Below are 12,208 nucleotides of genomic sequence, written 5' to 3' on the forward strand. Positions count from 1 at the left end.
CCGGCACCACGGGCGCGGCGGACCGGACCACCGACTCACCGAGGAATCGACGCCTTCACTGCGTGTCAGCTCGTTCACCATGTGTGCGCAAAGCGTCCGAATAGCGGGCGTTCACCTCTTGCGCGCACCTGCACCTTCACACTCTTGGGGCTCACCGAACGTCTCACGTAATGAACAGGCACGACCATGAGTCGGACAATCAACCGGTCCCCCCAGGACTCCCCGCAGGCAGCACAGCAGGGCGAGTCCGTGTTGTCGCACGGCCTCAAGCAGCGCCATCTGTCGATGATCGCGCTCGGCGGGGTCATCGGCGCGGGGCTCTTCGTAGGCTCCGGGGTCGGCATCGCCGCGGCCGGGCCGGCCATCGTCCTCCTCTTCGTGGCGACCGGCGCGCTGGTCATGCTGATCATGCGGATGCTCGGCGAGATGTCCGCGGCCCGGCCCTCCACCGGCTCGTTCTCGGTGCACGCCGAGGAGGAACTCGGCTCGTGGGCAGGGGCCACCTCGGGCTGGATGTACTGGCTGATGCTCTGTGCCGGCGTGGCCGCCGAGGCCACCGCGGCAGGCACGATCATGCACACCTGGGTGTCGTTCATCCCCGCCTACGGCTGGGTGGCGATCTTCATGGTGTTCTTCTGCGCCAGCAATCTCACCGCGGTCAAGAACTTCGGCGAGTTCGAGTTCTGGTTCGCCGCCATCAAGGTCACCACGATCATCGCCTTCCTGGCGCTGGGCGTGCTCGGCATCCTCGGGGTGTTCGGCGACGCACCCGGCACAAGCCATCTCACCGGCCACGGCGGCTTCTTCCCGACCGGCGCCGCCGGACTCGCCGCCGGCCTGCTGACCACCATCTCCGGGTTCGCCGGACTGGAGACCGTCACCATCGCGGCGGCCGAGTCCGACAACCCGAGCCGGAACGTGGCCCGTGCCGTCCGTACCGCCGTCTGGCGCATCGCCGTCTTCTACATCGGCTCGATGGCCGTGGTCGTCACCCTGGTGCCGTGGAACAACCCGAAGGTCGCCACCGAGGGTCCGTACGTGACCGTTCTCGACCGGCTCGGCATCCCGGCGGCCGGCACGATCATGCAGATCGTGGTGCTGCTGGCGCTGCTCTCCGCGATGAACGCCAACATCTACGGCTCGTCGCGCATGGCGTACTCCCTCGTCCACCGGGGCCAGGGCCCGCGCTTCCTGGGCAAGGTCACCCGGGGCGTGCCGGCGGCGGCGGTGGTGGCGTCCTGCCTGTTCGGCTTCGCCGCCGTGATCGCCGGGATCGTGTGGCCGACCACCGTGTTCGCCTGGCTGCTGAACATCGCGGGCTGCTCGGTGCTGGTCGTCTGGTCCATCGTCTGCCTCACCCAGCTGAAGATGCGCCGCCGTCTGGAGCGCGAGGCACCCGAGCTGCTCTCGGTGCGGATGTGGGGCTTCCCCTATCTGAGCTGGGTGACGTTCGCCGCCATCCTCGGCGTCTTCGCCGTCATGGCCGCCAGTGCGGACGGCCGTCAGCAGCTCGCCGGCACGGCCGTCGTGGTAGCGGTGCTGGCGGGCGCGGGCCACCTCAAGCAGCGCCGCGACCAGCGGGCCGCCGTCACCGACTGAGACGTTGCGCCGCCTCAGGGCGGGTCCGGGGCCTCGGCCGTGCGCGCGCACGGCCGAGGCCCCGCCCTTTCCTGACCCGTCCTGTCACACCTGCGCGCTCAGCTCACGGCGGCGCCGAACCACTTCTGCAGCCGGCCGGGCAACTCCTGCTGCTCCTCACCGATCCACGCCACGTGGCCGTCGGGCCGCAGCAGCACCGCGGGCACGTCCAGCTCCTCGCTGACGTCGACGACGTGATCGACCCGGTCCGCCCACCCCGCCACCGAAAGCCGGCCGGTCTGGTCGAGCAGCAGCCCGCGGCCGCCGTGCATCAGCTCGTAGAGGCGGCCCCGCTTCAGCCCCACGTCCCGCATCCGCCGGCCGAGCAGTTCGTGGCCCTCGCCGACGTCGTAGCGGACGCCGACCGCGGTGATCATCTCGGTCACGTACCGGTTCACCTCCTCGAAGTCCAACAGCTCCGCGAACAACCCCCGCAGCGCGGTCGCACCCGGATCGGTCCCCATCAGCGTCATCTGCGCGCGGGTGTTGTCCAGCACGGCGGCGCCCACCGGGTGCCGTTCGGCGTGATAGCTGTCCAGCAGCCCCTCCGGCGCCCAGCCGTTGATCTCGGCGGCCAGCTTCCAGCCGAGGTTGAACGCGTCCTGGACACCGAGGTTGAGCCCCTGCCCGCCGGTCGGCGGGTGGATGTGCGCCGCGTCGCCGGCCAGCAGCACCCGGCCGGCCCGGTAGCGCTCGGCCTGCCGGGTGGCGTCGCCGAACCGGGACAGCCAGCGCGGCGCGTGCACGCCGAAGTCGGTGCCCGCGACGGCCCGCAGCCGCTGCTGGAACTCGTCGAGGGTCGGCGCGGTCGTCCGGTCCTCGGCCACCTCGGCGGCGGGCACGACGATGCGGTACACCCCCTCGTTCCCGTCCACATCGGGAATGGCGCCGAACCGCAGGTGGGTCTTGCGGACTTCCCCGACGACGGCGGCGATCGTCGCCGAATCGTCGGTCACTTCCATGTCACCCAGCAGCGTCTCGACCTTGGCGGGCTCACCGGGGAAGCCGATGCCGACCAGCTTGCGCACCGCACTGCGGCCGCCGTCACAGCCGACGAGGTAGCGCGAGCGCAGCCGCGTGCTTCCACCGTCCCCGGCGGCTACGCCCCCACCGGCGGGGGAACCGCCATGGGCCAGCTCGACGGTCACCCCGTCCTCGTCCTGGCTCAGCCCGACCAGTTCGCAGCCGCGCCGGATCTCGGCACCGAGCTCGACGGCGCGCTCGGTGAGCAGCCGTTCGGTGACGGTCTGCGGAGTCGCCAGGCCGTACGGGTGGGCGGTGTCCAACCGGTCCGGCCACGGCTTCATGAAGCCCGCGAAGAGACTGCCGGCCTTGAACTGCTCGCTGACCGCGAGGAACCGGTCGAGCAGGCCGCGTTGGTCCATCACCTCGACGCTGCGGGTGTGCAGGCCACGCCCGCGGGACTGCCGGGTCGGCTCGGCCAACTTCTCCAGCACGACCGTGCGCACCCCCGCCAGCCGCAGCTCGCAGGCCAGCATCAAGCCGGTCGGCCCACCGCCGGCAATGATCACGTCGAACATCCCCATCCCCCTGTATTTGCGCTGGTTATGGCTTCGGCGGGTGATTCTGCGGCACGACCGGGGCCTTGCCGCAAGCCCCCTGGTGCGCTATACCTTGAGAGTGGCAAGGAGCGGATGACCTCCTTGCCTTTGTTTTTGCCGCAGCCTTGGTCGCTGCATTTGCCGCTGTCTCGGCCTTTGCCGCTGTCTTTGCCGCTGCCTTTTTCGTCCGCCGTGCCTGCGTGGGGAATTCGCAGGGAGCGCGCGGGAATTCGCCGTTACTCAGGAGGAAGTCCGGTCGTCTCCGCGTGAGTCGGCGGCGAGGACCGCACCGAGTGCGACGGTGGCGTCGAGGAGGGCACGGGAGCGAGCCGTGATGTGCGTGTCCCGGGCCGCGAGCGCGGCTTCGACGTCTTCCGACCGGTGTCCGCGGCGCAGTTCCGGCATCAGTGTCCGGAGCGGGGCGATGCGGTAGCCGGCCGTGCGCAGCTGGTGGACGATCCGGGCGTCGCGGGTGTGGGCCGGTGAGTAGCGTCGCGTTCCGCGCGGGGTGAGCCGGTCGGGAACCACCAGCCCCTCGGCGTCCCAGTGCCGCAATGTCGAGGGGCGTACGCCGAGCGCGGCGGCGAGTTCGGAGACGCCCATCGCGTCCGAGGGGCGGACGTCGCCGATCGGCTCGGCAGAGATCGCCGCGGCGGCCTCCCTGGCGAGTGTGAGGTCCCTGCGCTCCCGGTCGAGTCGGGCGTGTGCCGCGTCGAGAAGGGCAAGTACCTGCGAGGTCGGGCACTCGTGCACGGCGCGAACGATCCGCTTGGCCTCCACCGGACCCGTGGCGGCCGCGAGGGCTCGGTAGGCCAGCGCGGAATGCAGGTGAATCTCTCCGTAGCGCCGGTAGCCCGCGGTGGTGCGCGCCGCCGGCGGCAGTACACCGTCGCGTTCGAGATTGCGGACCTGTTGGACGGAGTACCCGGCACGTCGGGCGACATCGACCGTACGCAGGGCCGACGACTTGAGAGTTGACACCCGCAGTTCCTCCGCCTTCCGGTGCAAAGCCTCCATAAGCACCTTAATGAAGCGCTTGAGCACATGACCATGGACGAGATCATCGGCTTCGTGGAAGGCCTCGACGGGGTTCTGGCCATCAGGCCGGGCCCGGACGACGGCTCACCAGAGATCAGCTGGGGGGACACCTACTTCTTCCACTCTCCTGACGGCGTCGTACCGCCGGCGACCCAACCCTTCGCGACGATCGTGACGAAGAACTACCCGGGCGACGAGAGTTCGCGTCTGGACCGCCCGGATGCGTTCCGCGTCAATGTCGCCGCCGGGAAGGAATCCTTCCGCCACTGGACCGGCCACGCGCCGCGCCAGCCAGTGGTCGACGACGACCCCGGCGCTGCCGACGTCGTGCAGGCACACCCCGTCTACGGCTCCCTCGGCTGGCTCGCGGTGGTGAATCCGGGGCGGCGGACCGATACGGCGGTCCGCGAGCTGCTCCGCACGGCCCATCGCCTCGCACGCTCGCGCCATGAGCGGCGGAAGGAGTCAACGAGGAGTTCGGAGGAGGGGGAAGGGTGATGCCGATGCGGTGCTGACGGACTCACGTCCTGATGTGCTGACGGTGCTTCAGGTGCGAGGGCGGCTGGCAGCCCGCCCTCGCTCATCCGTACACCATCGCCGCGGCGTCGGCGTAGGCCTCCCGGATGCGGCGGCCGGGCGAGTCGTCGGCGGGTGCGGGCAGCTCTCGGGCCGCGGCGAGCGGCCAGTGCGGCGGCTCGGGAGTGCCGGCCAGTGCCCAGGCGGCCTGGCGGGCCGCGCCCAGGGCGACGTACTCCTCGGGTTGCGGCACGGTGACCGGCGTCCCGAAGATTTCGGCGGCGATCTCGCCGACCACGGGGGCCTTGGCCGCCCCTCCGATGATGAGGACGCGCCGGGCGATGACGTCCTGGGCGCGCAGCCGGTCGAGGGCGTCGGCCATGTTGCACAGCATGCCTTCGACGGCTGCCCGGGCGAAGTTCGGGGGGTGCATGTTCGCCTTGCGCATGCCCATCAGACTGCCCGCGGCCCCGGGGAGGTTGGGGGTGCGCTCGCCGCCCAGATAGGGGAGCAGGACGAGGCCGCCGGCCCCGGGCCCGGCCTCGCGGGCGAGGGGGCCGAGGTCGTCGAGTGCGATGCCGAGCATCCGGGCGGTGGAGCTGAGGACCCGTGCGGCGTTGAGGGTGCACACCAGCGGCAGGAAGCGGCCGGTGGCGTCCGCGAAGCCGGCGACGGCGCCGGTGGGGTCGGCCGCGCAGTGGTCGGAGAGGGCGAAGGCGGTGCCGCTGGTGCCCAGGGAGATGACGACGTCGCCCGGCTGGAGGCCCAGGCCCAGCGCCGCACCCATGTTGTCGCCGGTTCCCGCTGCCACCAGGGCTCCGTGCGGGGTGCGGCCGGCCACCTCGTACGGGCCGAGCACGCGGGGCAGTTCGGGGGTCCGGTCGCCGAAGGCGAGGGCGAGGAGGTCGCGGCGGTAGGTGCCCTCGGCCGGTGACCAGTAGCCGGTGCCGGAGGCGTCCCCGCGGTCGGTGACCGGTTCGGCGCGCGTGCCGGGGCCGCCGCACAACTGCCAGGTCAGCCAGTCGTGCGGGAGCAGCACCCGGTCGGTACGGTCCGCGAGGTGCGGTTCGTGCTCGGCCAGCCAGCGCAGCTTGGCGACGGTGATGGCCGCGACCGGTACGGTGCCGACCGCCTCGGCCCATTTCTCCGGCCCGCCGAGGTCGTCGACGAGATCCGCCGCGGCCTGTGCGGAGCGGGTGTCGTTCCACAGCAGTGCGTCGCGCACCGGCCGCCCGGCCGCGTCGAGGGCCACCAGACCGTGCTGCTGCCCCGCGACCGCGAGGGCATCCACGTGTTCCAGCAGGCCGTCGCCCGCGTCGAGGAGCGCCTGCCACCACGCCTCGGGGGCGACCTCGGTGCCCTCGGGGTGGGCGGCGCGGCCCCGGTGCAGTACCTCCCCGGTGTCGGCGTCGCAGACGACGACCTTGCAGGACTGGGTGGAGGAGTCCACCCCGGCGACTGTGGGCATGACGTTGTTCGCTTTCGCTTCCGTACAACGAGAGGAGGTGGGAGGGGAGTTCAGGCCTGGGGACGGAGCTGGATCTTGCGGCCGGAGCCGTCCCGGAACGTCTGGAGGGCGGCGCCGAAGTCGTCCAGGCCGAAGCTGTGGGTGATCATGGTGTCGGCGTCGATGACACCCTTTGCCATCAGGTCCACGGCGCGCCCGAAGCTGTGCAGGACGGCCATCGACCCGACGATGGTGATCTCGTCGTTGTAGACGCGGAACGGCGAGAAGGACGCCTTGTCGGCGGACGGCGCGACGCCGAACTGCTGGAAGGTGCCGCCGCGGCGCACCCGGGTCAGGCCGTCCTCGATGACGGGGATGACGCCGGTGCAGTCGATGACGGTCTCCCAGCCCTGCGGCCGGTCCAGGTCCGCCGCGCTCGCCGCGGTGGCGTCCGCGCCGAGGCGTTCGGCGATCTCCAGGCGGTCCTTGTTGATGTCGACGACCGAGAGGGAGGCGGCGCCCGCGGCCTTGGCGAGCTGGAGCATCATCAGTCCCATGGTGCCCGCGCCGTAGATGAGGTAGTGGTCGCCGAGGCGGCGGGGCAGGACGTCGAAGCCGCGTACCGCGCACGACAGCGGCTCGATCAGCGTGCCCTGCGCGACGTCGACGCTCTCCGGCAGCCGGTAGCAGTTGGCGGCCGGCACCTTGACGTACTCGGCCATCGCGCCGTCCACGGTGTCACCGATCGCGCCCCAGTTCTCGCACAGGTTGCCGTGCCCGATCGCGCAGTAGTGGCAGGCGCCGCAGAACAGCGACGGGTCGACGGCGACCTGCTCGCCGGTGCGCAGACCGCGCACTCCCGCCCCCAGCGCGACGATCTCGCCGGTGAACTCGTGGCCGGGAACGATCGGGTACGGGGTGGGCGCGAACTCGCCCTGGACGATGTGCACATCGGTGCCGCAGATGCCCACGGCGGCGGGCGCCACGAGCACCTCACCGGGGCCCGGAGCGGGGTCGTCGACGGTGGTGACCTCGTAGTGCCCGGGGGTGTGGATGACGACAGCACGCATGGATCGGGGCCTTTCTCGGGGTGCGCCAGGGGGTTGCGCTCGGGTGGGAGCCTCGGCTCGGGCCGGGTCAGCTCTGTGGATCGACGGTGCGGACCTCGACGCCGAGGTCCCGGACGGGCCGCAGTTCCCGCTCCGGTGTGTCGACGTCGGTGACCAACAGGTCGTAGCCGCTGACATCGCCGTAGGCGTAGGTGGCGGTGCGGCCGAACTTGCTGTGGTCGACGGCGAGTACGGCGCGGTCGGCGGCCTGCAGATACGCCTGCTTGGACTCCGCGTAGGCGCGCACCGGATGGAAGAGCCGGCCGTCGCGGACCGAGGTGGCGGTGACGAACGCGACGGTGGCGCGGATGTCCTCCAGCTGACGCCGGGTCTGCGGGCCCGCGCAGGACTCGAAGTCCTCGTAGAAACGGTCGCCCAGCAGTGTCACCTCGGCCGGCGAGGCCGCCAGGAGGTAGGTGATGCGCAGCGAGTTGGTGATCACGCGGATCCCGTCGACGGTGGCGAGCCGGCGGGCGAGCGGGAAGAGGGTGGAGCCGCAGTCGATCAGCACCGTGTCACCGGGGGAGACCTCGTCCACCAGCGCGTCCGCGATGGCGTTCTTCACGGCGACGTTGGCGTTCTCCCGGAACCGCAGGGCGCTCTCCATGGCGACGTTGGAGAAGGCCGTCGCCACTCCGCGGCCCTTGCGCAGCAATTGCCGATCGTGGAGGTTGTCCAGGTCCCGGTGCATGGTCATCACGCTGACCTGCATGCGCGCGGCGAGGTCGGAGATGCGGATCTCCCCTTCCTGGGCGACATGGCGCAGCACCGCCTGACGGCGCTCCTCCACCTCGGCCTCGGAGCCGCGACTCGCTCTCATCGTGGGCATCCCCCGTTCGTTTCCGCGGCGGTCGTCCGCCGTGTCCTCACCCTAGAACATCACACACTCTATGAGAAGCTCTTGAAATTCTCTGTGAGGTTGTTCAGTCTGATGGCCACCTACGGGCGAACGCCCGCCCCCTCAGGAGGTCCCCCGCCGTGCTGCGCACACCCCAAGAGCGCGATCCGTCGCTGCCCCGCCCCGCCGTCCTCGGGATCCCCCGAGCCCTGCTGTGGGGCTATCTCGGCGTCCTGCTCTTCATGATCGGCGACGGCGTCGAGACCAGCTATCTGCCCACGTACTTCAAGACCGACCTCGGCTTCGCAGAGGCGGGCGTCGGCGTCATCTTCACGGTGTACGGCGTCACCGCCGCGGTGGGCGCCTTCCTGGCGGGCGGGCTCTGCGACCTGTGGGGACCGCGCCGGGTGATGATGACCGGCGCCCTGTGCTGGGCGGTCTGCCACACCCTGTTGCTCGCGGTCGCCGTCCCCGCCCACTCCTACTGGCTGATCCTGCTCACCTACGGCCTGCGCGGCTTCGGATATCCGTTGTTCGCCTACGGATTCATGGTCTGGATCATGGTGGGCGCCCCGGAGCGTCAGCTCGGCAAAGCGCTCGGCTGGTTCTGGTTCTGCTTCACCATGGGCTACCCCGTCATCGGCTCCGCCCTGGTCTCCGCCCTCAAGCCCTCCATCGGCTTCTACCGCACGCTGTGGGTGTCCCTCGCGATGATCGTCGCCGGCGCCCTGGTCGTCCTGCTCCTGCTGCGTGAACGCACCGGATTCCAGGGCCTGTCCAGGGGGCCGGAGCGGGTCGGCCTGCCGCGTACCTTCCTGGGCTGTTTCACCGTCCTGTTCGACAAGCCGCGCGTCGGCATGGGGGCGGTGGTCCGGCTCATCAACACCACCTCGCAGTTCGGTGTGTGGGTCTTCCTCCCGCTCTTCCTCGTCGATCGGATCGGCTTCCGCGCTCAGGAGTGGGCCTCGCTGCTGATCGTCATGATGGTCAGCAACCTCGCCTGCGTCGTCACCTTCGGTGCGCTCGGTGACCGATGGAGCCGGCGCAAGACCGTCGCCTGGCTCGGTGGCGTGGTCTCGGCGCTCGCCTGTCTGGCGCTGTACTACGTGCCCGAGGCCGCCGGGCACAACTACCTCCTGGTCGCGATCGCGGCCGGCGCGCTGGGTGTCGGCATGGCCGGGTACGTCCCGCTGCCGCCGCTGATGACCTCGCAGGATCCGGAACGCAAGGGGCAGATCATGTCGGCGTACACGCTGGGGGCCGGCGCCAGCATGGCCTTCGGTCCGCTCATCGGCACGGTCTTCATCGGTGCGATCGGTATCGGGGGAGTCATGTGGATCTATGCCGCCCTGCATCTGCTCAGCACCGTCCTCGTGCTGGGCATGAAGACGCCGCCCGAGCCGCGGCCGGAGCCCGGTGACCACACCGATGCGCACCCGGCGGAGCGGCAGCCGGTGGGCGCGTTGACAGCGCCCTCCAGGGGTCTTTAATGGAGAAAAGGTGCATATGAGGTGCATGTGCTCATGCGAGCACCGCACTCGCGGCGTCCAGAAGGGCAACTCGCGGCGTCCAGAAAGGCCAGGCCCGCCATGCGTACCCACCACACCGGCCCGGAGTACCTGGTCCAGACGGCTGCCATGGCCCGGAGGTTCTACCTCGAAGGCAAATCCAAGATGGAGATCGCCGAGGAATTCGGCATCAGCCGGTTCAAGGTGGCCCGGACCCTGGAGACCGCCCTCCGCGACGGCCTGATCCGGCTGGAGATCCGCCTGCCCGCCGAGCTCGACGCCGACCTCTCCGACGCCCTGCGCACCCGATTCGGCCTGCGGCACGCCATCGTCATCGACTCGCGGCAGGAGGAACCGGACGACACCGTGCAGGCCACCCGCCGCCTCGGCGCGGTCGCGGCCGACCTGCTCGCCGAGATCGTCACCGAGAACGAAGTCCTCGGGCTCGTCTGGGGCCCCGAGATCGAGGCTCTCGGCCTCGGGCTGACCACCCTCGCCCGGTGCACGGTCGTCCAGCTGTGCGGGGTGACCCCGCTGCGGCCGGTGAACAAGACGGCGGTGGAGGCGGTACGCCGGGCCGCCACCATTTCGCGCGGCGTCGTCCACCCCATTTACGCACCGCTGTTGCTGCCCGACGCGACGGCGGCCCGGATGCTGCGTGAGCAGCCCGGCGTGGTCGACGCGGTCCGCCACTTCAGCAAGGTGACCAAGGCCGTCGTCACCGTCGGCGGATGGGGGCCGGGACTCTCCACCGTGTTCGACGCGCTCACCGAGGCCGAACGCGAGGAGTACCGGCACCGCGGAGTATGCGCCGAAGTCGCCGGCCATCTGCTCGACGCGGAAGGACGCATCATCGTCCCCGAACTCACCGAACGGGTCATTGCGATCAGCTTTGACGAACTGCGCGCGGTGCCCGACGTGATCCTGCTGGCCGACGGCATCGAACGGGCAGCCGCTGCCTCGGCGGCGGTGAAGACCGGTCTCTTCAACGGCGTGGTCACCGATGCCAGGGTGGCCGAGAGCTTGCTCTGAACGCGCGAACCCGTGCGCTCGTCGTCCGCCGGCAGCGGCACGGCCGCGCACCGAGGCGATGGACCGCCGAAATTCCGGTGGACATGCTGGCCGCCGCCGCGATCGACGGCGCGGGTCCGGCCACGACACCGACCCGGATCGTCGCGCCGGTCGCGCTGCCCGGCCTGGCCGCAACGGCCCTGATCTCCTTCATCTTCAGCTGGCGCGAGCTGCTCTTCGCCCGGGTCCTGACCGGCGTCGTCGCCGGCACCGGGCATCGTCGATCCGCTGCGCACCGTGACGAATTCCGGTCGAAATTGCTCGTCTGAGCATGACTTGCTCATGTTTCAAAAGAGCCCTCGAAAACCATTGACATAGTCCTTCACGGATCTTTAATGGGAAGTAATTCCATATATGAGCTGTTGGTGCTCATCTGAGCAATTCACATGCTGTAAACGCGGCCGTGTCGATCGCGTGCTTGCTTGTTTGAAGGGTCAAGGAAATGACTGCAGTGGCTGAATTCGTCATCCCACGGGATGTCGAACTTCCTTCTGTCTCGCTCACGTTGCCGGCAGTCCTGTCCTCCGCCAGGCAAGCCCGGACCTTCACCGCGGAGTCTCTGCGGTTCTGGGGGGAGAGCGAGGAACTCATCGATTCGGCCGTGCTGATCGTCTGCGAGCTGGCCACGAATGCCATTCGGCACGGAGCTCGGCTGCCGACCGCCTGTGGGCGCGGCCGGGGGACGGATTCCACGATCACTCTCCGGGTCGCCCTGGAAGTCGATGCGCTGTGCATCGAGGTGCATGACGGGTCGATGGTCCTGCCGGTCCAGCGCGCCGCCGGCCGTGACGAGGACTGCGGACGCGGCATGCAGATCATCGCGGCGCTCGCCGAGTCCTGGACCTGCGGCCGGGACCCCGAGGGCGGCAAGTGGGTCCGCGCGACCCTCTCGCGGGTGGACGGCGCCGCTGGCGGGTGACGGCGGTGCCCCGCGAGGCGATGGGCCCGAGCCGATCGGCCCGGGCCCCGGTCATCCCGACGGAGCCGCGGGGCGTGCCCTCGTCCCACGGCCGCGTGACGTGCTCTCGTCCCACGGTCGCGTGGCGTGCTCTCGTCCAACTGCCCACGATTCCCAGGGATGTGACTGCTGGGCGGTCGCCGGTAGCGCCCGGCCGCCACCGGACTCCCGCAGTCCGCCCGTGTCCCCGCCGGCCGCGGCCGGTCACCGTGCCGCCGGCGTCGTCCACGGAAGCCTCGTAGCGCCGCTTCGCGCCGAGCCCCTCAGGGGAGTGGTCCTCGCTTGCGGGACGTTCGACCTACGGACCCACCCGATATCGGACGTAAAATGCCCGTATGCGAATGTGTGGTGTGGCCGGTGCGGCGGGTCGTTGCCGGCGTGGGTCGGCCGGCTGATGCGCCGGGCGGTGAGGGCGGACCGGCAGGCCGGGACGAGTTGGGTGCGGATCGGTGCCGTCCCGGTGGGCGGTGCCGACGTGGCACGCGGTCGCTTCGGACGCGTACGGGCCACCACCTGCCACGCC

At 70.4% G+C, this 12,208-nt stretch carries 10 protein-coding genes and 1 pseudogene; 6 read left to right on the forward strand and 5 right to left on the reverse strand.

Annotation, left to right across the window (positions count from 1 at the left end; genetic code table 11):
* Window positions 1-186 precede the first annotated feature (186 nt).
* The gene (locus EST54_RS13795) at window positions 187-1,599 is read left to right on the forward strand and encodes an amino acid permease (RefSeq protein WP_129247894.1); all 1,413 of its coding nucleotides are present in this window, start codon (window positions 187-189) and stop codon (window positions 1,597-1,599) included.
* 98 nt (window positions 1,600-1,697) lie between these two features.
* Here the strand turns inward: EST54_RS13795 and rox are convergent, their stop codons facing one another.
* Together rox and EST54_RS13805 are read right to left on the reverse strand one after the other, a co-directional pair.
* Entirely contained in the window at window positions 1,698-3,179 is a 1,482-nt protein-coding gene (rox, locus tag EST54_RS13800; RefSeq protein ID WP_129247895.1) for a rifampin monooxygenase, read from the reverse strand.
* 261 nt (window positions 3,180-3,440) lie between these two features.
* Entirely contained in the window at window positions 3,441-4,181 is a 741-nt protein-coding gene (locus tag EST54_RS13805; RefSeq protein ID WP_129247896.1) for a MerR family transcriptional regulator, read from the reverse strand.
* 69 nt (window positions 4,182-4,250) lie between these two features.
* Between EST54_RS13805 and EST54_RS13810 the strand changes: the two genes are divergently transcribed.
* On the forward strand, window positions 4,251-4,736 hold the full coding sequence (locus EST54_RS13810) for a DUF6194 family protein (RefSeq protein ID WP_372448124.1): 486 nt from the start codon (window positions 4,251-4,253) through the stop codon (window positions 4,734-4,736).
* 82 nt (window positions 4,737-4,818) lie between these two features.
* On the opposite strand, the gene xylB is transcribed toward EST54_RS13810, so the two are convergent.
* From xylB to EST54_RS13825, 3 genes are all read right to left on the reverse strand, one after another.
* Window positions 4,819-6,222: a xylulokinase gene (gene xylB / locus EST54_RS13815; RefSeq protein ID WP_129247898.1), complete on the reverse strand. Its 1,404-nt coding sequence runs from the start codon at window positions 6,220-6,222 to the stop codon at window positions 4,819-4,821.
* A 50-nt stretch (window positions 6,223-6,272) separates the two neighbouring features.
* On the reverse strand, window positions 6,273-7,271 hold the full coding sequence (locus EST54_RS13820; RefSeq protein WP_129247899.1) for a zinc-dependent alcohol dehydrogenase family protein: 999 nt from the start codon (window positions 7,269-7,271) through the stop codon (window positions 6,273-6,275).
* Between the two features lie 67 nt (window positions 7,272-7,338).
* Window positions 7,339-8,130 (reverse strand): DeoR/GlpR family DNA-binding transcription regulator, encoded by a 792-nt coding sequence (locus EST54_RS13825; RefSeq protein WP_129247900.1) that lies wholly within the window; start codon window positions 8,128-8,130, stop codon window positions 7,339-7,341.
* Window positions 8,131-8,288: 158 nt separating this feature from the next.
* Here EST54_RS13825 and EST54_RS13830 point away from each other — a divergent pair, with 158 nt between their 5' ends.
* The 4 genes and pseudogenes from EST54_RS13830 (at window position 8,289) to EST54_RS13845 (ending at window position 11,646) form a co-directional block, all read left to right on the forward strand.
* Window positions 8,289-9,638, forward strand: coding sequence for an MFS transporter (locus EST54_RS13830; RefSeq protein ID WP_129247901.1), 1,350 nt, complete (start codon window positions 8,289-8,291; stop codon window positions 9,636-9,638).
* 99 nt (window positions 9,639-9,737) lie between these two features.
* Window positions 9,738-10,688 carry a sugar-binding transcriptional regulator gene (locus EST54_RS13835; RefSeq protein ID WP_129247902.1) on the forward strand — a complete coding sequence of 317 codons (951 nt, stop codon included), beginning with the start codon at window positions 9,738-9,740 and terminating at the stop codon, window positions 10,686-10,688.
* 53 nt (window positions 10,689-10,741) lie between these two features.
* Window positions 10,742-10,939: pseudogene (locus tag EST54_RS13840) on the forward strand (ABC transporter permease subunit); the annotation flags it as partial.
* 239 nt (window positions 10,940-11,178) lie between these two features.
* On the forward strand, window positions 11,179-11,646 hold the full coding sequence (locus EST54_RS13845; RefSeq protein ID WP_161989282.1) for an ATP-binding protein: 468 nt from the start codon (window positions 11,179-11,181) through the stop codon (window positions 11,644-11,646).
* Window positions 11,647-12,208: the final 562 nt, after the last annotated feature.

This window comes from Streptomyces sioyaensis, assembly GCF_004122735.1.
Lineage (GTDB): Bacteria > Actinomycetota > Actinomycetes > Streptomycetales > Streptomycetaceae > Streptomyces > Streptomyces sioyaensis.

Coding starts and splice junctions, on each gene's coding strand:
- EST54_RS13795 (WP_129247894.1), top strand. CDS start 187: ATGAGTCGGACAATCAACCGGTCCCCCCAGGACTCCCCGCAGGCAGCA.
- rox (WP_129247895.1), bottom strand. CDS start 3,179: ATGTTCGACGTGATCATTGCCGGCGGTGGGCCGACCGGCTTGATGCTG.
- EST54_RS13810 (WP_372448124.1), top strand. CDS start 4,251: ATGGACGAGATCATCGGCTTCGTGGAAGGCCTCGACGGGGTTCTGGCC.
- xylB (WP_129247898.1), bottom strand. CDS start 6,222: ATGCCCACAGTCGCCGGGGTGGACTCCTCCACCCAGTCCTGCAAGGTC.
- EST54_RS13820 (WP_129247899.1), bottom strand. CDS start 7,271: ATGCGTGCTGTCGTCATCCACACCCCCGGGCACTACGAGGTCACCACC.
- EST54_RS13825 (WP_129247900.1), bottom strand. CDS start 8,130: ATGAGAGCGAGTCGCGGCTCCGAGGCCGAGGTGGAGGAGCGCCGTCAG.
- EST54_RS13835 (WP_129247902.1), top strand. CDS start 9,738: ATGCGTACCCACCACACCGGCCCGGAGTACCTGGTCCAGACGGCTGCC.